Annotated in this window: 26 protein-coding genes; 14 read left to right on the top strand and 12 right to left on the bottom strand. The window is 67.7% G+C overall.

Going from position 1 to position 23,729, the window contains the following annotated elements; translation table 11 throughout:
• Positions 1-3: 3 nt before the first annotated feature.
• On the bottom strand, positions 4-906 hold the full coding sequence (locus tag C1927_RS05720; RefSeq protein ID WP_079220987.1) for an ABC transporter ATP-binding protein: 903 nt from the start codon (positions 904-906) through the stop codon (positions 4-6).
• A 277-nt stretch (positions 907-1,183) separates the two neighbouring features.
• Positions 1,184-2,215 carry a LacI family DNA-binding transcriptional regulator gene (locus tag C1927_RS05725; RefSeq protein ID WP_079220988.1) on the bottom strand — a complete coding sequence of 344 codons (1,032 nt, stop codon included), beginning with the start codon at positions 2,213-2,215 and terminating at the stop codon, positions 1,184-1,186.
• Between the two features lie 375 nt (positions 2,216-2,590).
• Here C1927_RS05725 and ssb point away from each other — a divergent pair, with 375 nt between their 5' ends.
• A complete protein-coding gene (ssb, locus tag C1927_RS05730; protein ID WP_108746144.1) occupies positions 2,591-3,202 on the top strand; it encodes a single-stranded DNA-binding protein in 612 nt (203 codons plus the stop codon).
• A gap of 80 nt (positions 3,203-3,282) precedes the next feature.
• Here the strand turns inward: ssb and C1927_RS05735 are convergent, their stop codons facing one another.
• Positions 3,283-4,032 carry an SDR family oxidoreductase gene (locus tag C1927_RS05735; protein WP_108746145.1) on the bottom strand — a complete coding sequence of 250 codons (750 nt, stop codon included), beginning with the start codon at positions 4,030-4,032 and terminating at the stop codon, positions 3,283-3,285.
• Between the two features lie 61 nt (positions 4,033-4,093).
• Here C1927_RS05735 and C1927_RS05740 point away from each other — a divergent pair, with 61 nt between their 5' ends.
• The 5 genes from C1927_RS05740 to C1927_RS05760 all read left to right on the top strand — a co-directional run bounded on the left by C1927_RS05740 (position 4,094) and on the right by C1927_RS05760 (position 9,108).
• Positions 4,094-5,026: an AraC family transcriptional regulator gene (locus C1927_RS05740; RefSeq protein ID WP_202818505.1), complete on the top strand. Its 933-nt coding sequence runs from the start codon at positions 4,094-4,096 to the stop codon at positions 5,024-5,026.
• Positions 5,027-5,174: 148 nt separating this feature from the next.
• A complete protein-coding gene (locus C1927_RS05745) occupies positions 5,175-6,071 on the top strand; it encodes a TIM barrel protein (RefSeq protein ID WP_174208672.1) in 897 nt (298 codons plus the stop codon).
• Positions 6,072-6,098: 27 nt separating this feature from the next.
• On the top strand, positions 6,099-7,784 hold the full coding sequence (locus C1927_RS05750; RefSeq protein ID WP_108746146.1) for a GMC family oxidoreductase: 1,686 nt from the start codon (positions 6,099-6,101) through the stop codon (positions 7,782-7,784).
• A complete protein-coding gene (locus tag C1927_RS05755; RefSeq protein WP_108746147.1) occupies positions 7,784-8,359 on the top strand; it encodes a gluconate 2-dehydrogenase subunit 3 family protein in 576 nt (191 codons plus the stop codon). Before C1927_RS05750 ends, C1927_RS05755 begins: the two co-directional genes overlap by 1 nt.
• On the top strand, positions 8,359-9,108 hold the full coding sequence (locus tag C1927_RS05760) for a DUF1080 domain-containing protein (RefSeq protein WP_174208673.1): 750 nt from the start codon (positions 8,359-8,361) through the stop codon (positions 9,106-9,108). The genes C1927_RS05755 and C1927_RS05760 overlap by 1 nt, the downstream gene beginning before the upstream one ends.
• A 9-nt stretch (positions 9,109-9,117) precedes the next feature.
• Here C1927_RS05760 and C1927_RS05765 read toward each other — a convergent pair whose 3' ends face one another.
• The 5 genes from C1927_RS05765 to C1927_RS05785 are packed head-to-tail and all read right to left on the bottom strand — an operon-like array spanning position 9,118 to position 13,750.
• Positions 9,118-9,414 (bottom strand): cytochrome c, encoded by a 297-nt coding sequence (locus tag C1927_RS05765; protein ID WP_174208674.1) that lies wholly within the window; start codon positions 9,412-9,414, stop codon positions 9,118-9,120.
• Between the two features lie 18 nt (positions 9,415-9,432).
• Positions 9,433-10,296, bottom strand: a complete 864-nt coding sequence (locus tag C1927_RS05770) for a sugar phosphate isomerase/epimerase (protein WP_108746149.1) — start codon at positions 10,294-10,296, stop codon at positions 9,433-9,435.
• A gap of 19 nt (positions 10,297-10,315) precedes the next feature.
• Positions 10,316-11,440 (bottom strand): Gfo/Idh/MocA family oxidoreductase, encoded by a 1,125-nt coding sequence (locus C1927_RS05775; protein WP_108746150.1) that lies wholly within the window; start codon positions 11,438-11,440, stop codon positions 10,316-10,318.
• Positions 11,441-11,452: 12 nt separating this feature from the next.
• Positions 11,453-12,670: a nucleoside permease gene (locus C1927_RS05780; protein ID WP_108746151.1), complete on the bottom strand. Its 1,218-nt coding sequence runs from the start codon at positions 12,668-12,670 to the stop codon at positions 11,453-11,455.
• Between the two features lie 27 nt (positions 12,671-12,697).
• Positions 12,698-13,750, bottom strand: coding sequence for a sugar phosphate isomerase/epimerase family protein (locus C1927_RS05785; protein ID WP_079220998.1), 1,053 nt, complete (start codon positions 13,748-13,750; stop codon positions 12,698-12,700).
• 95 nt (positions 13,751-13,845) lie between these two features.
• Here C1927_RS05785 and C1927_RS05790 point away from each other — a divergent pair, with 95 nt between their 5' ends.
• Positions 13,846-14,853 carry a LacI family DNA-binding transcriptional regulator gene (locus C1927_RS05790; protein WP_079220999.1) on the top strand — a complete coding sequence of 336 codons (1,008 nt, stop codon included), beginning with the start codon at positions 13,846-13,848 and terminating at the stop codon, positions 14,851-14,853.
• Positions 14,854-14,880: 27 nt separating this feature from the next.
• Here the strand turns inward: C1927_RS05790 and C1927_RS05795 are convergent, their stop codons facing one another.
• Positions 14,881-15,294: a hypothetical protein gene (locus C1927_RS05795; protein ID WP_079221000.1), complete on the bottom strand. Its 414-nt coding sequence runs from the start codon at positions 15,292-15,294 to the stop codon at positions 14,881-14,883.
• A gap of 139 nt (positions 15,295-15,433) precedes the next feature.
• On the opposite strand from C1927_RS05795, the gene C1927_RS05800 reads away from it, so the two are divergent.
• Both C1927_RS05800 and C1927_RS05805 read left to right on the top strand, forming a co-directional pair.
• Positions 15,434-16,459, top strand: coding sequence for an AI-2E family transporter (locus tag C1927_RS05800; protein ID WP_108746152.1), 1,026 nt, complete (start codon positions 15,434-15,436; stop codon positions 16,457-16,459).
• A gap of 138 nt (positions 16,460-16,597) precedes the next feature.
• Positions 16,598-17,029, top strand: coding sequence for a pyridoxamine 5'-phosphate oxidase family protein (locus C1927_RS05805; protein ID WP_108746153.1), 432 nt, complete (start codon positions 16,598-16,600; stop codon positions 17,027-17,029).
• A gap of 34 nt (positions 17,030-17,063) precedes the next feature.
• On the opposite strand, the gene C1927_RS05810 is transcribed toward C1927_RS05805, so the two are convergent.
• Together C1927_RS05810 and C1927_RS05815 are read right to left on the bottom strand one after the other, a co-directional pair.
• Positions 17,064-18,455: a DUF2867 domain-containing protein gene (locus C1927_RS05810; protein WP_108746154.1), complete on the bottom strand. Its 1,392-nt coding sequence runs from the start codon at positions 18,453-18,455 to the stop codon at positions 17,064-17,066.
• Between the two features lie 14 nt (positions 18,456-18,469).
• Positions 18,470-18,781 carry a metalloregulator ArsR/SmtB family transcription factor gene (locus C1927_RS05815; protein ID WP_079221004.1) on the bottom strand — a complete coding sequence of 104 codons (312 nt, stop codon included), beginning with the start codon at positions 18,779-18,781 and terminating at the stop codon, positions 18,470-18,472.
• A 246-nt stretch (positions 18,782-19,027) separates the two neighbouring features.
• Between C1927_RS05815 and C1927_RS05820 the strand changes: the two genes are divergently transcribed.
• The 5 genes from C1927_RS05820 to C1927_RS05840 all read left to right on the top strand — a co-directional run bounded on the left by C1927_RS05820 (position 19,028) and on the right by C1927_RS05840 (position 23,050).
• Complete coding sequence (locus tag C1927_RS05820; RefSeq protein WP_108747778.1) at positions 19,028-19,495, top strand: DUF2975 domain-containing protein; 468 nt, start codon at positions 19,028-19,030, stop codon at positions 19,493-19,495.
• Positions 19,495-19,719 carry a helix-turn-helix transcriptional regulator gene (locus C1927_RS05825; RefSeq protein ID WP_079221005.1) on the top strand — a complete coding sequence of 75 codons (225 nt, stop codon included), beginning with the start codon at positions 19,495-19,497 and terminating at the stop codon, positions 19,717-19,719. Before C1927_RS05820 ends, C1927_RS05825 begins: the two co-directional genes overlap by 1 nt.
• A 42-nt stretch (positions 19,720-19,761) precedes the next feature.
• Positions 19,762-21,300, top strand: a complete 1,539-nt coding sequence (locus tag C1927_RS05830; protein WP_079221006.1) for a TerC family protein — start codon at positions 19,762-19,764, stop codon at positions 21,298-21,300.
• Between the two features lie 146 nt (positions 21,301-21,446).
• On the top strand, positions 21,447-22,574 hold the full coding sequence (locus C1927_RS05835) for a metallophosphoesterase (RefSeq protein ID WP_254051540.1): 1,128 nt from the start codon (positions 21,447-21,449) through the stop codon (positions 22,572-22,574).
• A 71-nt stretch (positions 22,575-22,645) separates the two neighbouring features.
• Positions 22,646-23,050 (top strand): hypothetical protein, encoded by a 405-nt coding sequence (locus C1927_RS05840; protein WP_108746156.1) that lies wholly within the window; start codon positions 22,646-22,648, stop codon positions 23,048-23,050.
• Between the two features lie 38 nt (positions 23,051-23,088).
• Here the strand turns inward: C1927_RS05840 and C1927_RS05845 are convergent, their stop codons facing one another.
• A complete protein-coding gene (locus C1927_RS05845) occupies positions 23,089-23,727 on the bottom strand; it encodes a ferric reductase-like transmembrane domain-containing protein (RefSeq protein ID WP_108746157.1) in 639 nt (212 codons plus the stop codon).
• Positions 23,728-23,729: the final 2 nt, after the last annotated feature.

The following is a 23,729-nucleotide window of genomic DNA, read 5'->3' on the forward strand; positions in this document are numbered from 1 at the left end:
CGCTCAGGCTGCCGCGCGGGCACGCGCCTGCAGGCGCAGGCGCTGGAAGTAGACGTCCTCGAGATCGGGGGCCACGGCACGGAAGCCATCGCCGGGATCGCTGGCACTGTGGATATGGATGACCGGGCGGCCACCGACCAGGCGCGTGGACAGCACCACGTAGCGCGCCTCATGGTCGGCCAGTTCGGACGGGTCCACCTGCTTGCGCCAGACCTGCTGCTGCAGGGCCTCGATGGCATCGGTGGGGCGGCCGGTCAGCAGCACCTGGCCCTTGTTCATGATGGCCATGCTCGGGCACAGGTCGGTCACGTCCTCCACGATGTGGGTGGAGAGGATCACCGCGACGTTCTCGCCGATGGCTGCCAGCAGGTTGAGGAAGCGGTTGCGTTCCTCCGGGTCGAGGCCGGCGGTGGGTTCATCGACGATGACCAGGCGCGGATCGCCAAGCAGGGCCTGGGCGATGCCGAAGCGCTGGCGCATGCCGCCGGAATAGGTGCCCAGCTTGCGCTTGCGCGCGTCCCACAGGTTCACCTGCTGCAGCAGGCCGTCCACCACTTCGCGGCGCTGCGCGCGCTGGGTCAGGCCCTTGAGCACGGCGAAGTGCTCCAGCAGGTCGAGCGCGCTGACCTTGGGGTAGACCCCGAAGTCCTGCGGCAGGTAGCCCAGGCGGCGGCGCACGGCATCCTTGTCGCGCAGCACGTCGATCGGCGATTCGCCGGGAATGGTCAGCACGGCCGTGCCGCTGTCGGCTTCCTGCAGCGTGGCCAGGGTGCGCATCAGCGACGATTTGCCGGCGCCGTTGGGGCCGAGCAGGCCGAACATGCCGCGCGGGATGTCCAGGGTGACCCCGTTCAACGCGTGGACGCCGTTGGCGTAGGTCTTGGACAGCGAGTCGATCTGCAGCATGCGCGTACACCCCTTCCCTGTATGAATGGCCGTTTATCGCGCTGAACAGGGGTGCCGGTCAATCGCCGTTGGTAATGATTACTGCCAGCCGGGGGGGAGCTGAGCCATGCTCGACTGCTTTGGCCGCTGGAAACAATTGCAGCCGAGCATGGGCTCGGCTCTACAGAAAGGCGAACGGCAGCCGAGCATGGGCTCGGCTCTACAGAAAGGCGAACGGCAGCCGAGCATGGGCTCGGCTCTACAGAAAGGCGAACGGCAGCCGAGCATGGGCTCGGCCCTACATCCGCAGCGACGACTCGCGCACCACCAGCTTCACGGGAATGCTCAGGCTTTCCACCGGCTGCCGGCCGATCAGCGCCAGCAGCTTCTCCACCAGCAGCTGGCCGGCCTGCTTGGTGTCCTGCTGCACCGTGGTCAGCGCAGGCGACACCGAGGCCGCCAGCGGAATATCGTCGAAGCCGGTGACCGCCACGTCCTGCGGCACGCGCAGGCCGGCCTCGCGCAATGCGCGCATCGCACCGATGGCGATCAGGTCGCTGGCCGCGCAGATCGCATCGATGCGCTCGCCGCGCGCGAGCAGCGCCATGCACGCTTCCTGCCCGGAGGCCTCGGTGGTGATCGCATCGTGCTGCAGTGCCGGGTCGGCGGCCAGGCCGTGCGTGCGCAGCGCTTCGACATGGCCACGGTAGCGTTCCTCGAACTCCGGGTAATGGCTGGACGCATGGCCGAGGAAGGCGATGCGGCGGCAGCCCTGCTGCAGCAGGTGGGCGGTGATGTCATGCCCGCCCTGGAAGTTGTCGCTGCCGATCGACACGCCCGGCTGGCCGGGCAGGGCCGCGCCCCAGCGCACGAAGTGCGTGCCCTGTTCGACCAGCCGCTGCAGGCGGTCGCGCGACTGGTGGTAGTCGCCGTAGCCCAGCAGGATGATGCCGTCGGCCTTGTTGCTGTCCTCGTAATCGGCCTGCCAGTCGGTGGAGAGCTGCTGGAAGGACACCAGCAGGTCCTGCCCGTGCAGCGCGCAGGCGCGGGTGATCGAGCCCAGCATCGAGTGGAAGAACGGGTTGATCAGCGAATCATCGTTGGTCGGGTCTTCGAAGAACAGCAGCGCCAGCGTGCCGGCATTGCGCAGGCGCAGGCTGGAGGCGTTCTTGTCGACCTTGTAGTTCAGCTCGCGGGCGATGCGCAGGATGCGCTCGCGGGTTTCGGCATTGACCATGGGGCTGCCGCGCAGGGCACGCGACACCGTGGGCTGGGAGACCCCGGCCAGGTGGGCGATGTCCAGGGACGTGGCTTTGCCTTTGATGGTCATGGGCGGTGCAGGCGGGGGGATTCACGGATGATGCCACGGGTGGCTGCTGCTGGCCCTGCCGATGTCCCGCCGGGGAGACGGAGCGGACAGCGCTTGGCTGTGACGCGACCGGACCCGCACGGTGCGGACCAGGCCAGGTCATCCTCACTGCCGGCTGGATTGAAAGGCCTCCAGAGCCTGACGGGGCAAGGGCTCGGGGCGCATTCCGGCCGCCGCCGGGGGCTTCCCTGACCGGGCGCACGGCGGCGGCGATGATAAGATGGGACATTCTTGAATTCCCCCAAATGCATCGGGGGCGGCCCTGGGCCACTGCCTCCTGCCAGGAGGACGTGCTATCACTGGTGGTCTGCCCCTGTACAACGGACGAACACACCTATGGCGCGTGGCATCAACAAAGTCATCCTGGTCGGCAACCTCGGCAACGACCCGGACGTGAAGTACACCCAGGGCGGCATGGCGATCACCCGTATCAGCCTGGCCACCACCAGCGTCCGCAAGGACAAGGACGGCAACCAGCAGGAGCGCACCGAATGGCACCGCGTGGTGTTCTTCGGCAAGCTCGGCGAAATCGCCGGCGAATACCTGCGCAAGGGCAGCTCGGTCTACGTCGAAGGCAGCCTGCGCTACGACAAGTACACCGGCCAGGATGGCGTGGAGAAGTACTCCACCGACATCATCGCCGACGAAATGCAGATGCTGGGCGGCCGCGGTGAAGGCGGCGGCGGTGGTGGCGGTGGTGGCAACTTCGGCGGCGACCGTCCGCAGCGCCAGCAGGCCCCGCGCCAGGAGTACGGCGGTGGCGGCGGCCAGCGTGGCGGCGGCCAGGGCGGTGGTTACGGCAACCAGGGCGGTGGCCAGGGCGGCTACGGCAACCAGGGCGGCGGCAACCAGGGTGGCGGTTATGGCAACCAGGGTGGCAACCAGCGCCCGCAGCCGCAGCAGGCCCCGCCGATGGACGACTTCGCTGACGACGATATTCCGTTCTGACGCGCGCCTGGCATCAGCCAGCAGAAAACCCCGGCAAGGCCCTGCGCCTGCCGGGGTTTTTTATGAGCATTGTGCTGGGATCACCCCGCCGCGTTCATCCACTCCACCGCGTCATCGCCCCCGGGAATACGCATCGGCGCGTTCTCGTCGGTCACCGCGCGCCACACTGCTTCGGCCACGGCTTCCGGCGTAGTCACCGGGCCGCTGCTGTCGCGGAAGCTGGCCAGCACGCCCTGCACCAGCGGCGCATAGGCCGGGTGCTCCACGCCGCCCAGGTGCGGGAATGCGTTCTCGCCGAACCGCGTGGTCGGCGAGCGGCCGGGCAGTACCAGACGCACGCGCACACCCAGCGGCGCGACTTCGATGGCCAGCGATTCAGTGAAGGCATTCACCGCCGCCTTGCTGGCGGTATAGACGCCCACCAGCGGCAGCGCTTTCACCGTCACCGTGGAGGTCACGTTGATGATCACGCCGTCGCCGCGCTCGCGCATCTGCGGCAGCACGGCCTGGGTCATCGCCAGCGTGCCCAGTGTGTTGGTGTCGAACAGGGCGCGGGCGGTTTCCATCGGGGTCAGTTCCACCGGCACCGGTGCGCCGAACCCCGCATTGTTGACCAGCACATCGATCGGGCCGGCCTCGGCGATGGCCCGCGCGATGCTGGCCGGGTCGGTGATGTCCAGGGCGAGCACGCGCAGGTGCGCGGAGGCGGGCAGCAGATCGGTGCGCGGCGTGCGCATGGTGGCGATGACCTTCCAGCCACGGTCGAGGAACAGGCGGGCCGTTTCCAGCCCGAAACCGGAGGAACAGCCGGTGATCAGTACGGTTTGCATCGTGTACGCCTTCAGCAGGAACGAGTGACCATGGTCGGTCCCGCTGGATGGACGCGCTACAATGAAACGTCCATATTTCCTCGTCGAGCGTCCAGTGTCGTCCGATCCGCTGTCCGACGTCGTGGCCCTGCTGCAGCCTACGGCACGCTTCTCCAAGCGCGTCGAGGCCGCTGGCGAGTGGTGTGTGCGCCGCGAAGGGGAAGGCGAGCCGTTCTACATGGCGGTGCTGCACGGGCAATGCCGGCTGTCGGTGGAGGGGGGCGCACCGATCACCCTGCAGGCCGGCGATTTCGTGCTGGTGCCGGCCCTGCGCGAGCTGGTCAATACCAGCATGCAGGCGCCGGCGGACATCACGCCGAGCCTGCCAGTGCGTATCGCCGAGGGCCACTTCCGGGTAGGCAGCCTCGATGGACCCGTGACGCTGTGCGCGCAGATCGGCCACTGCGGATTCGCTTCGCCCGATGCGGCCCTGCTGGTTTCGTTGCTGCCGCGGCTGCTGCATGTACGCGGTGAGCCGCGCCTGGCCACGTTGGTGCAGATGGTGGGCGAGGAAGCGCGTGCGCAGCGACCGGCGCGTGATGTCGTGTTGGAACGCCTGCTGGAAGTGCTGCTGATCGAGGCGCTGCGCAGTGGCATGGACAGCGTGGGGGGCAGTGGGCTGGTCCGCGGGCTGGGCGATGAGCGGCTCGCTGCCGCATTGCGTGCCCTGCATGCGCGGCCACAGCACGCGTGGACGGTGGAGGCGCTGGCCGGGCAGGCGACGATGTCGCGCTCGGGTTTCGCCGCGCGTTTCATGCAGGTGGTAGGTGTGGCTCCCATGGAATACCTGCTGCACTGGCGCATGGCACTGGCCAAGCGCCTGCTCAACGATCGCTCGCTGAGCCTGGAACAGGTTGCCGAGCGGGTCGGCTATGCCAGCGCGGTCACCTTCGGTGCGGCGTTCGCGAGGTTGGTGGGCATGCCACCGGCGCGTTTCGCGCGCATGCGTGGTTGATCACCTGCGGCCTCACTGCCGTTGTGCCCCGCAGCATCAATTTTCGTGCACCGCGTCTTGCAAAAAAAATAATTCCTCCCTTATGGTGCAATCGATTGCATCGCGGTGAATCATCAATGTTTGCACCGGTTGGGAGGCCGGGAAGTGGATGTCGATCCATTCCATCGAACCGGCACCGGTGCCGGGGCTCACGCGGCGCGAGGCGCTGCGCATGGCGCTCACCGGCAGCCTGGGCCTGGCGGCCGCAGGCATCCTGCCCGCCGTCGCCACTGCCGCGCCCCTGAAGGGCAGGCTGAAGCACTCCGTCGCCCGCTGGACCTTCCCGCAGTTGTCGGTCGCCCAGCTCTGCCAGACCGTGAAGGGCCTCGGCTTTGCCGCCATCGACCTGGTCGGCCCGGAGGACTGGCCGACGCTGAAGGCCCATGGCGTAGCCAGCTCGATGTGCAACGGCGCGGAACTGAGCCTGACCAAGGGCTTCGCCGGCAGCGAGTTCCACGATGAGCTGGTCGCTCGCTACACCCGGCACATCGACCTGGTGGCCGATGCCGGCTATCGAAACCTCATCTGCTTCTCCGGCAACCGCAACGGCATGGACCCGCAGCAGGGCATGGCCAATGCCGAAGCCGGGCTCAAGCGCATCCTCGGCCATGCCGAGAAGCGCGGCGTGGTCCTGGTGATGGAGCTGCTGAACTCGCGCGTCGATCATCCCGACTATCTGTGCGACCACTCCGCGTGGGGCGTGGAACTGTGCAAGCGGCTCGGCTCGGACAACTTCGGCCTGCTCTACGACATCTACCACATGCAGATCATGGAGGGCGACATCATCGCCACCATCGGTCGGCACCACGCGTGCTTCAAGCACTACCACACCGCAGGCGTGCCTGGCCGACACGAGATCGGGGACCAGCAGGAACTGAACTATCCGGCCATCTGTCGCGCGATCCGCGACACCGGTTTTGATGGGTATCTGGCGCAGGAATTCATGCCTGCAGCGCCGGATCCCGTTGGCTCATTGCGCGAGGCGATCCGTCTCTGCGACGTCTGAAACGATATCCACCCAGGTGATAGACCCATGGCAGATAATCATTACGACGCCATCGTTGTTGGCTCGGGAATCAGTGGCGGTTGGGCGGCGAAGGAACTGACCGAAAAAGGTCTCAAGGTCCTGATGCTGGAACGCGGGCGCAACATCGAACACGTGAAGGACTACGTCAATGCGATGAAGGAACCGTGGGATTTCCCGCATCGCAACCGTCCGACCCAGGCGATGAAGGCGGCGTTCCCGGTGCTGATGCGCGACTACGCGCTGGCCGAGAATCTCGAGGGCATGTGGGCTGACGAACAGGACTCGCCCTATATCGAGACCAAACGGTTCGACTGGTTCCGCGGCTACCACGTCGGTGGGCGTTCGCTGATGTGGGGCCGGCAGAGCTACCGCTTCTCCGATCTGGATTTCGAAGCCAACCTCAAGGACGGCATCGCCACTGATTGGCCGATCCGCTATGCCGACATCGCGCCGTGGTACGACCACGTAGAGAAATTCGCCGGCATCGCCGGCACGCGCGAAGGGCTGGACGTGCTGCCTGATGGCGAGTTCCTGCCGCCGATCCCGCTGAACATCGTCGAGAAGGACGTCGCTGCGCGGATCCAGAAAGCCTTTGGTGGCACGCGCCACATGATCCACTCGCGCACCGCCAACATCACCAAGCCGATGCCGGAGCAGGGCCGGGTGAACTGCCAGTACCGCAACAAGTGCATCCTCGGCTGCCCGTTCGGTGCGTATTTCTCGACCCAGGCGGCAACCCTGCCGGCGGCGATGAAGACCGGCAACCTGACCCTGCGGCCGTTCTCGATCGTCAAGGAAGTGCTCTACGACAAGGACCGCAAGCGTGCGCGCGGGGTGGAGGTCCTCGACGCCGAGACCGGCCAGACCTACGAGTACACGGCCAAGGTCATCTTCCTCAACGCGTCGTCCTTCAATTCGACCTGGCTGCTGATGAACTCGGCCACCGATGTCTGGGACGGCGGACTGGGCTCGTCGTCCGGCGAGCTGGGGCACAACGTGATGGACCATCACTTCGGCGCGGGCGCGTCCGGCCGGGTGGAAGGCTACGACGACAAGTATTACTTCGGCCGTCGTCCCTGCGGTTTCTACATCCCGCGCTTCCGCAACGTGGCGGCGGACAAGCGCGGCTATCTGCGCGGGTTCGGCTACCAGGGCGGTGCCAGCCGCAACGGCTGGTCACGCGAGATCGCCGAACTGAACATCGGCGCCGATCTGAAGGACGCGCTGAGCCTGCCCGGTGACTGGCGCATCGGCATGACCGGTTTCGGCGAAATGCTGCCCCACCACGACAACACCATCCGCCTGGACCACGAGCGCAAGGACAAGTGGGGGCTGCCGGTGCTGGCCATGGACGTTGCCATGCGCGAGAACGAAAAGGCGATGCGAAAGGACATGGCGGCCGACGCGGCGGAAATGCTGGAAGCCGCCGGCGTCAAGGACGTGGAGATGCACGACAACGACTATGCGCCGGGCAAGGGCATCCACGAAATGGGCACCGCGCGCATGGGACGTGACCGCAGGACCTCGGTGCTGAACCAGCACAACCAGGTCTGGGACGCGCCCAACGTCTATGTCACCGACGGTGCGTGCATGACCTCCAGCGCCTGCGTGAATCCGTCGCTGACCTACATGGCGCTGACTGCGCGGGCCGCCGACCATGCCGTGCGCGAACTCAAAGCGGGGAATCTCTGATGGACCGCCGTGAACTGCTGAAGATGATCTTCGCCGCCACCGGCGCGGCCATGATCGGCCTGCCGACGCTGGCCAGCGCCAAGCTGCCGGCACCGGCGGCGAGCGCTGGCTTTTCCGAGGCCGAGATCGCCACGCTTGATGAGATCGCCGAGACCATCCTGCCGCGCACCCGCACCCCCGGCGCGAAGGACGCGGCCACCGGCGCCTTCATGGCGCGGTTCGTGACCGACTGCTACACCGCCCGGCAGCAGGCGACGTTCCGTGCCGGCCTGGCCGACATCGACAAGCGCGCCGGCGGAAGCTTCGTGGCCCTTGCGCCCGAGGCGCGCACCACGCTGCTGCGCACGCTGGATGCCGAGGCCCGCAAGCGTGCGGTGGAGGTGAGCGAGACCGGCACCGGGGAAACCGCGAAGGCGATGCCGCATCCGTTCACCATGATCAAGCAGTTGGCCATCTTCGGCTTCTTCACCTCGAAACAGGGCGCGACCGAAGTGCTGAAGTACGTCGCCGTGCCCGGACGCTACGATGGCGACATGGCCTATGCGCCAGGTACGCCGGCCTGGGCCACCAGCTGATGGAGTACGACAGGATGATCAGACCTTTCTTGATGGCCGCGGGCGTGCTGGCGGCAGTGCCGGCGTTCGCGCAGGCCGGTGCGGAGCGTGATCCGGCAAAAACCGAGGTATGGGCGCCGGTGGCGGAAGTCGCCACGCCGGCCGGCGCGGCACCGTCGGATGCCATCGTGCTGTTCGATGGCAAGGACGTATCCGCGTGGGAGGCAGAGGAGGGCGGGCGCGTGCCGTGGACGGTGGCCGACGGGGCGATGACCGTGGTGCCGGGCAGCAAGGGCATCCGCACCCGGCAGCGTTTCTGCGACATGCAGCTGCATGTCGAGTGGCGCACGCCCACCGACACAAAGGGCTTCGACGGCCAGAACCGTGGCAACAGTGGCATCTTCCTGCAGGAGCTCTACGAACTGCAGGTACTCGACAGCCACGGCAACCCGACCTACGCCAACGGCCAGGCCGGTTCGATCTACAAGCAGGCCATGCCGCTGGTGAATGCCTCGCGTGCGCCCGGCCAATGGCAGGCCTACGACATCATCTGGAAGGCACCGCGTTTCTCGGCCGGCGGCGGGCTCACCTCGCCGGCGCGCATCACCGTGCTGCACAACGGTGTGCTGGTGCAGGACGACACGGTACTGGCGGGCCGGACCGAGTACATCGGCGCACCGTCGTACTCGCCGCATGGCTGCGCGCCGCTGTATCTGCAGGAGCACGCATCCAAGGTCAGCTACCGCAACATCTGGGTGCGCGAGCTGTAAGGCTCGCGTCTACTTCGCCAGGAAGCTGGCGAGGTCATCGATCTCCTGCTGGGACAGCTGGGAGAAGGGCGGCATCAGCCCGCCGCCCTTGCTGATCTTTTCCTTGATCTGCGCAGGCTGCAGACGCTTGCTGATGTCGGTGAGCGCAGGGAACGCGCCTGGCATGCCCGCACGATCCGCGCCGTGGCAGGCCAAGCAGTTCGTCGCGTACAGCTTGGCGCCGGCAGCAGGATCTTCCTTGCACCACGCCGGCAGCGCATGCGTCGCCGCGCAGAGGGTCAGGGCCAGGGTCAGGACGGTTTTCAAGCAAGGCTCCTTTGCGGGCTAGCGCGATGCGCGGGCGGGCAGGCTGACGGTGAGGTGTTCGCGCAGGTAGTCGGCGCCGGTCTGGATCACCTTGGCCGGATCGCGCGGCTGGTCGTGCTCGACGATGTACCACTTCACGCCTGCGCCGGCTGCAGCCGGCAGGATCGCGTTCCAGTCGAGCACGCCCTGGCCGACGGCGGCGAATCCGCCTTCGTCCTCGGCCTCGCCCTTGGGCGCGTTGTCCTTGGCATGCACCGCGAACAGGCGGCCGCGGAACTTGCCGAGCATCACCACCGGGTCATGCCCGGAACGCGCCACCCAGGCCAGGTCCAGCTCGGTCTGCAGGTCGGGGCCGGCGGCTTCGAACAGCAGCTCCAGTGCGGTGCGGCCATCGAAATCGACCAGCTCGAAGTCATGGTTGTGGTAGGCCAGACGCATGCCCTTGGCGCGCACGCGTTCGGAGATGCGGCCCAGTTCCTTGCCCAGCGCGGCCCAGCCGGCGGCATCGGTCGGCCGGTCCTTGCTGTCCAGGTAGGGCACCACCAGCGTGGTGTTGCCGATGGCGCGGTTGAAGGCCACCACCTTGTCGAGGTCGTTGCGCAGGTCGGCCAATGCCGTGTGCGAGGAAATCGCCTTGATCCCGTACTTGTCGAGCAGCTGCTTGAGTTCGCCCGCACTGACGTTCTGCGTGCCGACCGTTTCCACCGCGTGCACACCCGCGTCGTGGACGATCTTCAACTGCTGGTCGAGCGTGCCGGCGTTGCGCAGCGTGTACATCTGCACCGCGATGGGCTTTTCAGCGCTGCCGGTTTCCGCAGCGAAGGCGGGCAGGGCGGCGAGCAGCAGTGCGAGGGTGGCGATCCTGCGTGTTGGAGCCTTCATCCGTACATCCTCCGGGGATTCATTCGATGGTGGTCCAGGCGCGCGACCTGGCCGATGCGATGACGCGGTCGACGATCCGCGCCGAACGCACGCCGTCCTCGAAGGTGGGCAGGCCCTGCGGCCGCTCGCCGTCGATGGCGTGATAGGTGTCGGCGACGAAGGCCTCGAAGCACTGCGCGTAACCCTGCGCATGCCCGGGGGGCAGGGCCGACAGCCGGCGCTGTTCGGCACTGCCGGCGCCCGGCCCGCGCACGAAGGTTTCCTCGCGCTGGTCGGGCCGGCCGATCCACAGCCGCTCGGGGTCTTCCTGGTTGAAGGCGACGCTGGCCTTGGCACCGTCGATCTCGAACCAGAGCCGGTTGTGGCGCCCTGCCGAGACCTGGCTGACCGTCAACGACGCCAGCGTCCCTGCGCCGGTGCGGAACATCGCCGTGGCCACGTCCTCACTGGAAACCGCCTGCGTTGCGCCGCCTGCCGCGGGCGTGCTGAAACTCTGCGCGCCTTCGGCGCTGCGCTCGGCGATCACCGTGGCGAAGGCGGCGCTGACCTCGGCGAAGCGCTCGCCGCTGACCCATTCCACCAGGTCGCACCAGTGCGAACCGATGTCGGCGAACACACGCGAGGTGCCGCCCAGCACCGGATCGACGCGCCAGTTGTTGCTGGCCGGGTCCAGCAACCAGTCCTGCAGGTAGCTGCCGTGGATGAGGTGCAGGGGGCCGATGTCGCCTGCAGCGATGCGCGCACGTGCTTCGCGCACCACCGGGTGGTAGCGGTAGACGAAGGGCACCGTGGCGACCAGACCGCTGGACGCGGCCAGCGTGGCCAGGTCCTGCGCGTCGCCCAGCGTGGTGGCCAGCGGCTTTTCGCAGATCACGTGCTTGCCGGCGGCCAGTGCGGCCTGCGCCATGTGCCGGTGCAGGTGGTTGGGCGTGCACACATGCACGACCTGTACGTGCGGGTCGGCGACCACCTCTTCGATATCGCGGTAAGCGCGCGGAACATTCCATGCCTGCGCCACCTCCTGCGCGCGCTGCGGCGTGGACGCGGCCACGCCGCGCACCTCGGCACCGGCCAGCAGGGCGGCGCGGCGATGTACCGCACCGATCATGCCGCTACCGACGATGGCGATTCCAAGCTTGGGCATCGATTGCGGTCCTCAGTGCGTGGTGGAAGCGGCCGCAACGGCGGGGCGGTCGCGGAACAGCAGCAGGAAGGCAATCAACACGACCAGCGCGACGCCGGCGGGGAACAGCCAGATCTGCTGCCAGTCGGGCCCTGCGGCCGTGGTGTAGTGCTCCACCACCGCGCCGGACAGGAAGGTGCCGATCAACATGCCGACGCCGTAGGTGGCCAGGGTGATGAAGCCCTGTGCGCTGCTGCGCGCGTCCGGGCCAGCATGTGCATCGGTGTAGATCTGCCCGGTGACGAAGAAGAAGTCGTAGCAGATGCCGTGCAGCACGATGCCGATGACCAGCAGCGAGAAGCCGCCGCCGGCATCGCCGAAGGCGAACATGGCATAGCGCACCACCCACGCGGCCATGCCCACCGCCAGCATGGTCTTCACCCCCAGCCGCACGAACAGGAACGGCATGGCCAGCATCAGCAGCACTTCGGACACCTGCCCCAGCGACTGCAGGCCGGCGGCACCGCGCACGCCCAGGTCGTTGAGATACGGGTTGGTGAAGTTGTAGTAGAACGACAGCGGGATGCAGATGGCGATGGAGGCGATGAAGAACACCAGGTAGGCGCGCGACTTCAGCAGGCGCAGCGAATCCAGGCCGAGGATCTGGCCGAGCCCGGCGTCGCGCTGCTTGGCCAGCGGCGGCGTGTGCGGCAGGGTGAACGCGTACAGGCCCAGCAGCAGGGAGGCCACCGCGGCCATCCGGAAGGTCAGTTCCAGCCGGTGTGCCTGTTCCCAGCCCAGCCAGCCGATCAGCACGCCGGCGATGATCCAGCCGATGCTGCCGGCAACGCGCACCAGCGGGAACTGCTTCTCGGGCGACTGCATGTGGCGCATCGCCACGCTGTTGGCCAGTGCCAGGGTCGGCATGAACAGCAGCATGTAGCCCATCACGCAGGCGGAGAACACGCTGAAGCTGGTCGCCGTGGAAGCCAGCCACATCAGTACCGCGCCGGCCAGGTGCAGCACGGCCAGGATGCGCTGCGCCGCGAAGTAGCGATCGGCGATCAGGCCGACCAGGAAGGGGGCGACGATCGCACCGATGGACTGGCTGAGGAAGGCCGTGGCCACCTGGCTTGCGCTGGCCTTCAGCGGGCCCTGCACCAGGTAGGTGCCAAGGGTCACGAACCACGCGCCCCAGATGAAGAACTGCAGAAACATCATCGCGCCCAAGCGCGACATGGCGTGCGTCATGGCTTGCCCTCCCGGGGCGTTGTCAGCTCAGATTCCCAGCATGCGGTGCAGTGATGCGGCATCCGTTCCGCTGTCGGCAAAGTCGTCGAAGGCGCGCTCGGTCACGCGGATGATGTGGTCGCGGATGAAGGCGGCGCCCTCCCGTGCGCCGTCCTCGGGGTGCTTCAGGCAGCACTCCCATTCCAGTACCGCCCAGCCGGGGAAGTCGTACTGCGCGAACTTCGAGAAGATCGCCTTGAAGTCGACCTGGCCATCGCCGAGCGAGCGGAAGCGGCCCGGGCGATCGATCCAGTCCTGGTAGCCGCCATACACGCCGCTGCGGGCGCTGGCGTGGTATTCAGCATCCTTGACGTGGAAGATGCCGATGCGCGGATGGTAGCGGTCGATGAAGCCGAGGTAGTCCATCTGCTGCAGCAGCAGGTGGCTGGGGTCGTAAAGGATCTTCGCGCGGGGATGCTGGTCGACCACGTCGAGGAAGCGCTCGAAGGTCGCGCCGTCGTGCAGGTCTTCACCGGGGTGGATCTCGAAGCACAGGTCCACGCCGCACGCGTCGAACGCATCCAGGATCGGGCGCCAGCGGCGGCCCAGTTCGGCGAATGCTTCGTCCACCAGGCCGGGTGGACGCTGCGGCCAGGGATACATGTACGGCCACGCCAGCGCGCCGGAGAAGGTGGCATGCGCGGTCAGGCCCAGGCGCTGGCTGGCCTTTGCCGCCAGCATCAGCTGATCCACGGCCCAGGCCTGGCGGGCGGCAGGATCGCCGCGCTTGTCTGCCGGGGCGAAACCGTCAAACAGGCTGTCATAGGCGGGGTGCACCGCGACCAGCTGTCCCTGCAGGTGCGTCGACAGTTCGGTGATCTGCACGCCGTGCCCGGCCAGCATCCCGGCAACGTCGTCACAGTAGGTCTGGCTGCGCGCTGCCTCGGCCAGGTCGAACAGGTGAGGCGCAGTGGTGGGCACTTGTACGCCAGAATAGCCCAGGCCCGCGGCCCATCCGGCCAGCGTGTCGAGCCGATCAAAAGGAGCTTTGTCGCCGATGAACTGCGCTAGGAAAAGCGCCGGACCCTTGAGCGTCTTCAAGGTGATTCGCCCTAGATGCAATCGATTGCATTACCCTAGCATGGGCCTCCCGCAGAACCGTTGTGCAGTGCACAGCGGCAACCAGAGCTGAAACCATGGCAACCATCTACGACATCGCAAAGCACGTGGGCGTCTCCGCCGGCACGGTGTCGCGGGCCTTGTCGCGGCCGGAAAAAGTGCTGCCCGCCACGCGTGCGCGCATCGAACAAGCGGCCGCCGCGCTGGGCTACGTGCCCAACACGGTGGCCCGAACGCTCAAGACCCAGCGCAGCGGCAAGATCCTGGTCACTGTGCCGGACATCGCCAATCCCTTCTTCGCGCAGATCCTGCAGGGTGCCGAAGATGCGGCGCAGGCCGCGGGCTACGCCGTGCTGCTGGGCGATACCCAGCACCAGCCTGATCGCGAGGAGCGCTACGCGCAGATGCTCCGGCGCAACGAGGCCGATGGCCTGATCGTGCTCGGCCATCGCCTGCCGCCGACCGCGCGCGAGATCGTGCAGGCGCTGGGCGCCACCGCGCCGGTGGTCAATGGCTGCGAGTTCGATCCCGCGCTGGGCATTCCCAGCGTGCACATCGACAATGCCGCCGCTGCCCGCGCGGTGATGGAACATCTGTATGCACTGGGGCACGAACGCATCGCTGTGGTTGGCGGGCCGCCCGACAATCCGCTGCACCAGCAGCGGCTGGAAGGCGTGCGCAGTGCCGGCAAGGCACGCGGCCGGCTGCGCAGCCTGAGCGTGGTACCCGGTGATTTCTCGCTGGAATCCGGCCATGCGGCCGCCACGGCGCTGCTCGCGCTTGCGCAGGCACCGACCGCGGTGTTCTGTTTCAGCGACCAGATGGCGCTGGGCGCGCTGGCGGCCTGCCGCGACCTGGGCATCCGCGTGCCGGACAAGCTGTCCATCGTCGGCTTCGATGATCTCGCCTCGTCCAGCTTCCTGACGCCGCCGCTGACCACCGTCCGCCAGCCCATGCGGGAGATCGGTGCGCGTGCGGTCAACCTGCTGCTGGCGATCATCGAGCGCATCGATGTGCCGCTGCAGCAGACGCTGGACTTCAGCCTGATGCTGCGTGGCTCGACGGCCGCGCCCGCAGCGGGGTGAGCGGCGGGCGCCACCGCGCGCGTGGCGTCATTGCAGATGCGCCTTGGCGCAGGCCAGCACGTGGTTGTAGTCGCTGGACATGCACTGGTAGAAATCGCGCTTGGCGTCAGTCGCGCCTTCGCAGTCGGCATCGGTGATCTGCGGCAGCAGGCCGCGCATCGGCGTGGCCATGGCCTCGAACTTCGCGGCATCGAGGTAGCCGCCGGCCACGTTCTTCGCACCCACTTCCAGCATGGTTTCCAGCCCGTAGCGCGCGTTCTCGACGGCCTTGGGGCAGGACAGCTCGACATCGGTGCGCTGCACCTTCAGCAGCGAGGCGGCGATGGCCTCGGCATCGGCCTTGACCTGCGGCGGCAGCGGCGTGGTGTCGTCGCTGCTCATGGCCAGTGTCGGCAGCGGCAACAGCATCAGCGCCAGGGCGGCGGACAAGAAGCGGGGCATCGGGCATCCATGCGGCGGGTGGGGCGTCAGTGTGCGCTGGCGTGGGCGCGGCCGCCAGAGGGCTGAACGGAACACCGGCACTGCCCCGGAACCGCCATGGCAATCCACTACCATGGGCCACCCCAGTGGATGCCCTGCCATGACCGACGTGACCCTCGCCCTGCCCAAGCCGCCTGCCGCGCGCATCGCCGCCTGGCTGCTGATGCTGCTGGGCATGTGGCTGGCCCTGAAGCTGGGCCTGGTGGTCACGCTGCTGTCGGGCCTGCTGGTGTTCCAGCTGACCCACGTGCTGGCCAACAGCGTGGAAGGCAAGCTGCCGCCGGGCCGCGCACGCGCGGTGGCGGTCATCGTGCTGTCGGCGGTCATCATCGGCGCGCTGGTGCTGGCCGGTATCGGCGTGGCCTCGTTCTTCCGCAACGAGACCGGTGGCCCCGACGTGCTGCTGGCGCGCCTGATGGACATCCTCAACACCTCGCGGCACCAGGTGCCTGCGCTGCTGCAGCCGTACATTCCCGAAGACCTGACGCGGCTGCGCGAGGCGCTGAACGAATGGGCGGCCGAGCACCAGCGGCAACTGGGCGTGGCCGGTACTTCGGTGGTGCAGGTGGGCGTGCGCATCCTCATCGGCATGGTGCTCGGTGCGATGATCGCCCTCTACGACGAACTACCGCTGCCGAAAATGGGACCGCTGGCGCAGGAGCTGGTCGGCCGCACGACGCGCCTGGCCGTGGCCTTCCGTCAGGTAGTGTTCGCCCAGGTGAAGATCTCGCTGCTCAACACGGTGTTCACCGCGGTGTTCCTGCTGGGCGTGCTGCCGCTGTTCGGCGTGCACCTGCCGCTGTCGAAGACGCTGGTGCTGATCACCTTCCTGGCGGGCCTGCTGCCGGTGGTGGGCAACATCATCTCCAACACCATCATCACCATCGTCGCGCTGTCGGTGTCGTTCTACGTGGCGGTGGCAGCGCTGCTGTACCTGATCGTGATCCACAAGCTCGAGTACTTCCTCAACGCGCGCATCGTCGGCGGCGAGATCCAGGCGCGCGCGTGGGAGCTGCTGCTGGCCATGCTGGTGATGGAAGCGGCGTTCGGCCTGGCCGGGCTGGTGGCGGCCCCGGTGTTCTACGCGTACCTGAAGCGTGAGCTGGTCGACCAGGGCTGGATCTGATTCCGGCCAGGCGTCCCTGATCCGGTAGCGCCGGGCCATGCCCGGCGAATGCGCGTGAAGGCTGCGCCAGCGCCACTGCACGCGCCGGTCACCGCGCGCGGGGGAGGCTGGGCTTCCCTTTCCGCCCGGACCCTGCGCATGACCACGCTCACCCTGCCCGAACTGGCGAAAAAGATGGCCGGCATCGATTTTGCGATGCTGCAGACCCATGCGGGCGGCGAGATCGACGGCCGTCCGATGAGCAACAACGGCGACGTCGACTACGATGGTGACAGTTGGTTCTTCGCCCTGCAGGGCACCGACATGGTGCAGCAGATCGAAGCCGATCCGCGGGTCGCGCTGGGCTTCACCGGCAGCAAGTCGCTGCTGGGCAAGCCACCGTTGTTCGTCCATGTCAAAGGCCGGGCCACGATCATCCGCGAACGTGGCGTGTTGGCCCAGCACTGGGTCAAGGATCTGGAACGCTGGTTCGAGCAGGGCGTGGATACGCCGGGGCTGGTGCTGATCCATGTGCACGCGCAGCGCATCCATTACTGGGATGGCGAGGACCAGGGCGAGCTGATCGTCTGATCATCCGCGGTCGCGCCGGGCCATGCCCGGCGGCTCAACCCGCTGTCGCCACGCCCTCATCCACCCAGTCGGCCAGCTCCGGCGCCAGCGCATGTTCCACCGCACGCCGCAGCAGCGCCGGGGCGATGTAGTGGCGGTGCACGGCATCGATCAGCGCCATGTACAGGCGGCCGAACCGGTTGTGGGTCTGTACGCGCGACCCCAGGCTGATCTGCACGCGGCCGTCGTCGTCGAACTGCACGCGCACGCTGCTGCGGAAGCGCAGGTGGCGGTCATCGGCGCCCAGCAGTACTTCGGCACTGCGGTCGGCGCCATCCACGCGTGCGTCCAGCACCGGAAAGCGCCCGGCGAACAGGCGGCTGCGATCCGCCGACAGCAGCGACGACACCGGGCAGCCCAGCGGCGAGGTGCGCAGGCGCAACGGTGCCACCAGGCGGTTGCGCAGGGCCATCAGCCGGCCCACGCCGCCCGGCGGATTGCGCAGGAAGCCTTCCAGCACGTCCACCAGCAGGGCAGACGCCGAGCGCTGCGTGCAGTGCCCGCTGCGCAGGGTCAGCACGGTGAGGTCGTGGTAGTGGCTGTGTGGCAGCGCACCGGCCAGCAGGCCCTGTGCGTCGGGCCGCCCGCTGTGTACCGGGTAGCGCGGTGTGCTGCGTTCGACGAACCCGCGCAGCGGCCGCAGCTTGATCCGCCGCAGCGGGCCGAGCATCGAGCGGGTCTGCGCACACAGGCGCGCGCACAGGCTGGGCGGCGCGGCCTGCAGTGACAGTTGCAGCAGCGGCGCAGTGGCCAGCATGGCCGCGCTCGGCCAGTGCTGCTGCGCCAGCACCTCGGTCAGGCTGGGGATGTCGGCACTGTTGGCCTGCACCCGCGCGCGGGTGGCCTCGCTCATCGCCCCGGCCAGTTCATTGCTGTGGCACGACAACGCGAACAGGGCAGGGTGGGCGGGATGGTTCGATGCGAACTGGTGCCAGGTGCCGCCGCCAAAGCGCACGGTGAACAGGCAGTCCGGCGGGATGCGGATACGGCGCAGGCTGCGCAGGAACGCGGACGGATCCCCCGCAAGCTGCGCATCGGCGGCGGTGGCGAAACGCAGCTCGGCGCCGGCACTGCCGGCGATGGCGGTGAACATGCGCGGCCCGGCATGGCGATGGAACGGGTGGCCGCCGCCTTCCACCACGAAGCTGTACAACGAGGAGGCATCGCCGTGCTGCAGGTGCATGCCGCCCAGGCGCGCGGAGGGTTCATCCAGCGCATCGATGAAGGCAGGATGGTGGCGCTGCCGCTCGCCCGCATCGTTCACCAGCGCATCGCCGGCACCGATGCCGAGCTGTGCGATGAGGGTGACTTCGATGGGGCCGGCGCCGTCCTGCGCGGGCAGCTGGACACCTGGAAACGAACGGCTGTTGCGGGTCGAACCAGGCATCGTCGTGCTCCTTGTCAGCGGGCAGGGGACTTGCGGCGGGCGCGGGCTTCGCGCTTGAGCGGGCCACCCACCGGACATACTTCGGCGGCCCAGGAAAACAGCGTGTTGGCCAGGCGCTCGGGCACCTGGCGGAAATACACGAACTGGCCGCGCTTCTCGCGTTCGATCAGGCCGGCCTCTTCCAGGATGCGCAGGTGGCTGGACAGCGCCGGCTTGCTGAAGTCGAAGCGCTCGGCCAGCTCGCCCGCGCTCAGTTCACCGGCGCTGAGGTAGGCCAGGATCTGCCGGCGGGCGCCGGAGGCGAGGGCTTCGAAGATGCGGTCCATAGGTCGTTAATTAACTAATTCGTTAATTGATGATCCTGCGCGGCCGGGCGCGTGTCAAGCCGCTGCCACCCGGTGGGGGCGATTCATCCATTCGCTCTGGATGTGGTATATCGTTTATCGATAAATCCATCCCGGGCGGCGAGGCCGCCCCATGCCGGAGGCTGCTTGACCGCTCGTCCCGCCCGCGCCGAACCTGCGCGCGGCTTGTTCACCTTGGCCCAGACCGCCGTGCAGGCCGTGCGGGCGATGTGCTGGCTGGGCATCCTGGCCGCGCTGCTGGCCATTCCCCTGGTTGCCTACGACCGGCGCTGGCTGCTGGCCAGCGTGCATGACGCGCACGCCGCCGCCGTGCACGGCAGCGACCTGTTCCTGCACTTCTGCATCGGCCTGGGCACCATCGTCGCCCTGCTGGTGCTGTGCCTGGTATTCCTGCGGCACCTGGCGCGCCTGCTGCGCTCGGCCGCCGGCGCGCGCCCGTTCACCCATGCCAACGCGCAGCGCCTGCAGCGCATGGCGTGGCTGATGCTGGCGATGGAAGTGCTGTCGATCATCATCGGCGTGTACGCCTCCTGGATGGGGCCGGACTTCGCGTGGATGGAGGTGGGCGGTGGCATGTCCATCACCGGCCTGATCGCGGTGCTCATGCTGTTCGTGCTGGCGCGTGTGTTCGCCGTCGGTGCGGCCATGCGTGATGACCTCGATGGTGTCATCTGATGGCGATCGTCATCACGCTCGACCGCATGCTGCAGGCGCGGGGCATGACCCTGTCCGAGCTGGCCGGGCGCATCGACATCACCCTGGCCAACCTGTCCATCCTCAAGACCGGCAAGGCACGCGCCATCCGCTTTTCCACCCTGGATGCGATCTGCCGCGAGCTGCAGTGCACGCCGGGTGACCTGCTCGGGCACGACCCGCTGCAGGCGCAGGACGACGACTGAATACCCCCTCTTTCCCTTACCTCATGAAGAAACGGACCCGAAATGGAATGGTTGGCTGACCCCTCGATCTGGATGGGCCTTGCGACCCTGATCGTGCTTGAGATCGTGCTTGGTATCGACAACCTGGTGTTCATCGCGATCCTGGCCGACAAGCTGCCGCCGCACCAGCGTGACCGCGCGCGGGTGATCGGCCTGAGCCTGGCCCTGCTGATGCGCCTGGTGCTGCTGGCCGCGCTGGCCTGGATCATGAAACTGACCGAGCCGCTGCTGACGCTGTTCGATCACAGTTTCTCCGGGCGTGACCTGATCCTGCTGGGGGGCGGCCTGTTCCTGCTGTTCAAGGGCACCATGGAACTGCACGAACGGCTGGAAGGCCGCCAGCACCATGAAGACGGCAAGAAGGTCTATGCCAGCTTCGCGATGGTGGTGGCGCAGATCGTGGTGCTCGACGCGGTGTTCTCGCTGGACTCGGTGATCACCGCCGTGGGCATGGTCGACAACCTGGGCGTGATGTACGCCGCGGTGACCATCGCCATGGTGCTGATGCTGCTGGCGAGCAAGCCGCTGACCCGCTTCGTCAACAAGCATCCCACCGTGGTGGTGCTGTGCCTGGGCTTCCTGCTGATGATCGGCTTCAGCCTGGTGGCCGAGGGCCTGGGCTACAAGATCCCGAAGGGCTACCTGTACGCGGCCATCGCGTTCTCGATCCTGGTGGAAGCGTTCAACCAGTGGGTGCGCTTCAACCGCGAGCGCAACGAACGCCGCCAGCCGTTCCGCCAGCGCACGGCCGATGCAGTGCTGCGCATGCTGGGTGCACGCCCGGCCAATGGCCACGATGATGCGGGCGAAGAGGACCATGGCGATGCGGAGGAGCGCCTGCAGCCGGCCGAGCACGAGATGATCCGCAGCGTGCTGGGCCTGGCCGACCGGCCGGTGTCGAGTGTGATGACGGTGCGTGCCGACGTGCAGTGGATCGATCTGGCGCGTGGCCAGGACGACGTGGTGGCACGCCTGGTGGCCTCGCCGCATACGCGCCTGCTGGTGGGCGAGGGCGACCTGGACAGCCTGCGTGGCGTGGTGCAGAGCCGCGACCTGCTGGCTGACCTGCTGCAGGGCCAGCCGCTGCAGCTGGAAGCCAACCTGCGCCAGCCGCAGTACGTGCTGTCCAGCGCCAGCGCGCTGCAGGCCCTGGAACTGATCCGCCTGCACCCGGTGCCGCTGGCGGTGGCCGTGGACGAGTACGGCAGCGTGGAAGGCCTGGTGACGGCCAACGACCTGCTGGCGGCCATTGCCGGCGATCTGGCCGACACCCAGGACGACCGCTATGGCGTCGTGGCGCAGGGGGAGGACCACTGGGAAGCCGATGGCGCGCTGACCCTGGATGACCTGCAACGCCTGGCGGGCGTATCGCTGCCGCGCAGTAGCGATTACATGACCATTTCCGGGCTGGTGCTGGACCAGCTGGGGCGCCTGCCCGATGAGGGCGATGCGGTGGACGTGGCCGATGTGCGCATCACCGTGCTGGCGATGGAGAAGCGCCGCATCGCCCGCCTGCGCGTGCAGCGGCTGGTCGGCACCTGACGTAGAGTCGAGCTTGCTCGACTGCTTCCACAGCAGCCGAGCATGGGCTCGGCTCTACACGGGATGCAGCCGAGCCGACGCTCGGCGCTACCCTTTGCAACCTTTGCCCGTCACCATGGCGGGCCCCCACGTTCCGGAATGTCGCAGTGCTGAGTACGATTGGTTTGTTGATGGGCCTCTACGTGGCCTGGCGCCTGTTCTGGCCGCTGCGCCTGCCGGTGTGGGCCAAGGCGGTGGTGTCGCTGCTGCTGGTGGGGCTGGCCGTGCAGCTGCGCATCGTCGCCACGTTCTGGGGCACGATGGCCTCGCCGGAAATCCCGAAGATGGCCATCGCCGTACTGGCCACCGGCTCCACCGCCGTGCTGTTGCTGGCGCTGGCCATGCTGCTGTTCGATGCCGGCCTGCTGGCGGCGCGCGTGCTGCGCCTGCCGCGCGCGGTGTCGGCGCTGCGGGCGCCGCTGTTGCGCCCGTCGGCGGCCGCCGTTGCCCTGCTGCTCAGTGGTTACGGTGTCAGCCAGGGCATGGCCGTGCCCCAGCCGCGCCAGGTCGAAGTGGCGATCAAGGACCTGCCGGCCGCGTTCGATGGCTACCGCATGCTGCAGCTCACCGACATCCACGCCAGCCGCCTGCTCACCGGCGACTGGGTGCGCCAGGTGGTGGCCGAGAGCAATGCGCTGAAGCCGGACCTGATCGTCATCACCGGTGACCTGATCGATGGCACGGTGGACGCGCGCCGCGATGACTTCCGCCCGCTGGGAGACCTGCGGGCGCCGGACGGGGTGATCGCCATCACCGGCAACCACGAGTACTACGCCCAGTACAGCGACTGGATGCAGGCCTTCCGCGCGCTGCGCATGCAGGTGCTGGAAAACAGCCACACCCAGGTGCGGCGTGGCGATGCGGCGCTGACCATTGCCGGTGTCACCGACCCGGTGGCCGCGCGCTATGGCCTGCCGCTGCCCGACCTGCAGGCGGCCCTGGCCGGTGCCGACCCGGCCGCGCCGGTGATCCTGCTCGACCATCGCCCGCGCAATGCCGTTGATGCGGCCGCACGCGGGGTGAAGCTGCAGTTGTCCGGCCATACCCACGGCGGGCAGATCATCGGCATGGACCAGCTGGTGAAGCGGGCCAATGGCGGTTTCGTGTCGGGCCGCTACGAGGTGGATGGCATGACGCTCTACGTCAGCAACGGTGCCGGCCTCTGGGCGGGCTTTCCGGCGCGCATCGGCGTGCCTTCGGAAATCACCCTGTTCACCCTGCGCCGCGCGCCGTGATGTCTGCCTTGGGGTCAGGTCCCTTTGCTTGGCAACGGGCTTTGACCCCGACGCACCCCATGCGAGGAACCATGTCCCATACCCGCGCACCCATGGAACGGCTGATCCGCGCCAATGCGGATGAAATCAACCGGCTGCGCCAAGCCATCCGCGAAGCCGCTGGCGCGCGCTGGCGTGGCCCGGAAGAAATGCAGCGGCATGCGGCAGCCTGTGCGGAGTACAACCAGCGCTATGAGCAGCTTGCGTTCCCGGGTGGCTACGTCAACGCACTGAATCAACTGGCGGAGCACGATCCGGATACGGTGGATGTCGTGCTGACCTTCCTCGAGGTGCGGCCATACTTCTTCCGTTCCGGATACATGTGGAAGACGCTGCTGAAGCGCGTGCAGAGGGTGCCGATGGGCGCGAAGCAGCAGGCCCGGATGCAGAAGATCCTCGATACCTACGCTGCTTATCGTGCTGCCATTCCTCTGTAGAGCCGAGCCCATGCTCGGCTCCACAAGAACCCGCCTCCTCAGGAACTCCGCAGCACCGGCCGCGCATGCAGGTGGCGCTTCAGCGACTGCGCGCGCTTGGCGATGGCGCGTACCACGAAGGCCGTGAACAGCAGCGCCGAAGGCACCGCGTACCAGAAGTTGCCGGGCACGCGCTTGAAGTACGAGTAGGTGAACACCGCAGCGATGATCCACATGCCGGTGACGTGCAGGCGCCGCCATGCGGTGGGCCCCATGCGCCGTGCAATGGCGCGGTGCGACGTGATCGCCAGCGCCAGGATGGCCACGTAGCCCACCGTGCCGGGCAGGTTGGCCAGGGCCGAGCGTGCCGGCCAGAACGCCGGGTTGAGGATGCCGAACGCGGTGATGGCGATGGCATGCAGCAGGTGCGAGAACGCAAACGACAGGCCGATGGTCCGGCGTTCGCGCAGCAGGAAGCGGGTGGTCGGCCCGGGCAGCAGGCTGGCGAACGATGAAGCGGTGAAGGCCGCCAGGAACAGCAGGAACGAGGTGCGCGCGGTCACCCGGATCGCCGCGCGGCTGCCTTCGGCCACGTCGGCCTGCAGGGCGAATGCAGCCAGCGCGAAGGCGATCAGCACCACGGCAATGGCCACGAACAGGCGCCAGCCGGACAGGAGGGGAGTATTGGAAACAGCCATGA

The sequence above is a fragment of the Stenotrophomonas sp. ZAC14D1_NAIMI4_1 genome (assembly GCF_003086775.1).
Classification (GTDB): domain Bacteria; phylum Pseudomonadota; class Gammaproteobacteria; order Xanthomonadales; family Xanthomonadaceae; genus Stenotrophomonas.

What these genes read in the sequence shown, in the direction of transcription:
- C1927_RS05845 (WP_108746157.1), bottom strand. Translation starts at nt 23,727, where the DNA reads ATGGCTGTTTCCAATACTCCCCTCCTGTCCGGCTGGCGCCTGTTCGTG.
- C1927_RS05725 (WP_079220988.1), bottom strand. Translation starts at nt 2,215, where the DNA reads ATGACCATCAAAGGCAAAGCCACGTCCCTGGACATCGCCCACCTGGCC.
- C1927_RS05755 (WP_108746147.1), top strand. Translation starts at nt 7,784, where the DNA reads ATGGACCGCCGTGAACTGCTGAAGATGATCTTCGCCGCCACCGGCGCG.
- C1927_RS05760 (WP_174208673.1), top strand. Translation starts at nt 8,359, where the DNA reads ATGGAGTACGACAGGATGATCAGACCTTTCTTGATGGCCGCGGGCGTG.
- C1927_RS05840 (WP_108746156.1), top strand. Translation starts at nt 22,646, where the DNA reads ATGTCCCATACCCGCGCACCCATGGAACGGCTGATCCGCGCCAATGCG.
- C1927_RS05750 (WP_108746146.1), top strand. Translation starts at nt 6,099, where the DNA reads ATGGCAGATAATCATTACGACGCCATCGTTGTTGGCTCGGGAATCAGT.
- C1927_RS05795 (WP_079221000.1), bottom strand. Translation starts at nt 15,294, where the DNA reads ATGCCCCGCTTCTTGTCCGCCGCCCTGGCGCTGATGCTGTTGCCGCTG.
- C1927_RS05800 (WP_108746152.1), top strand. Translation starts at nt 15,434, where the DNA reads ATGACCGACGTGACCCTCGCCCTGCCCAAGCCGCCTGCCGCGCGCATC.
- C1927_RS05720 (WP_079220987.1), bottom strand. Translation starts at nt 906, where the DNA reads ATGCTGCAGATCGACTCGCTGTCCAAGACCTACGCCAACGGCGTCCAC.
- C1927_RS05830 (WP_079221006.1), top strand. Translation starts at nt 19,762, where the DNA reads ATGGAATGGTTGGCTGACCCCTCGATCTGGATGGGCCTTGCGACCCTG.
- ssb (WP_108746144.1), top strand. Translation starts at nt 2,591, where the DNA reads ATGGCGCGTGGCATCAACAAAGTCATCCTGGTCGGCAACCTCGGCAAC.
- C1927_RS05745 (WP_174208672.1), top strand. Translation starts at nt 5,175, where the DNA reads ATGTCGATCCATTCCATCGAACCGGCACCGGTGCCGGGGCTCACGCGG.
- C1927_RS05780 (WP_108746151.1), bottom strand. Translation starts at nt 12,670, where the DNA reads ATGACGCACGCCATGTCGCGCTTGGGCGCGATGATGTTTCTGCAGTTC.
- C1927_RS05825 (WP_079221005.1), top strand. Translation starts at nt 19,495, where the DNA reads ATGGCGATCGTCATCACGCTCGACCGCATGCTGCAGGCGCGGGGCATG.
- C1927_RS05805 (WP_108746153.1), top strand. Translation starts at nt 16,598, where the DNA reads ATGACCACGCTCACCCTGCCCGAACTGGCGAAAAAGATGGCCGGCATC.
- C1927_RS05770 (WP_108746149.1), bottom strand. Translation starts at nt 10,296, where the DNA reads ATGAAGGCTCCAACACGCAGGATCGCCACCCTCGCACTGCTGCTCGCC.
- C1927_RS05740 (WP_202818505.1), top strand. Translation starts at nt 4,094, where the DNA reads ATGAAACGTCCATATTTCCTCGTCGAGCGTCCAGTGTCGTCCGATCCG.
- C1927_RS05775 (WP_108746150.1), bottom strand. Translation starts at nt 11,440, where the DNA reads ATGCCCAAGCTTGGAATCGCCATCGTCGGTAGCGGCATGATCGGTGCG.
- C1927_RS05815 (WP_079221004.1), bottom strand. Translation starts at nt 18,781, where the DNA reads ATGGACCGCATCTTCGAAGCCCTCGCCTCCGGCGCCCGCCGGCAGATC.
- C1927_RS05790 (WP_079220999.1), top strand. Translation starts at nt 13,846, where the DNA reads ATGGCAACCATCTACGACATCGCAAAGCACGTGGGCGTCTCCGCCGGC.
- C1927_RS05735 (WP_108746145.1), bottom strand. Translation starts at nt 4,032, where the DNA reads ATGCAAACCGTACTGATCACCGGCTGTTCCTCCGGTTTCGGGCTGGAA.
- C1927_RS05820 (WP_108747778.1), top strand. Translation starts at nt 19,028, where the DNA reads ATGTGCTGGCTGGGCATCCTGGCCGCGCTGCTGGCCATTCCCCTGGTT.
- C1927_RS05810 (WP_108746154.1), bottom strand. Translation starts at nt 18,455, where the DNA reads ATGCCTGGTTCGACCCGCAACAGCCGTTCGTTTCCAGGTGTCCAGCTG.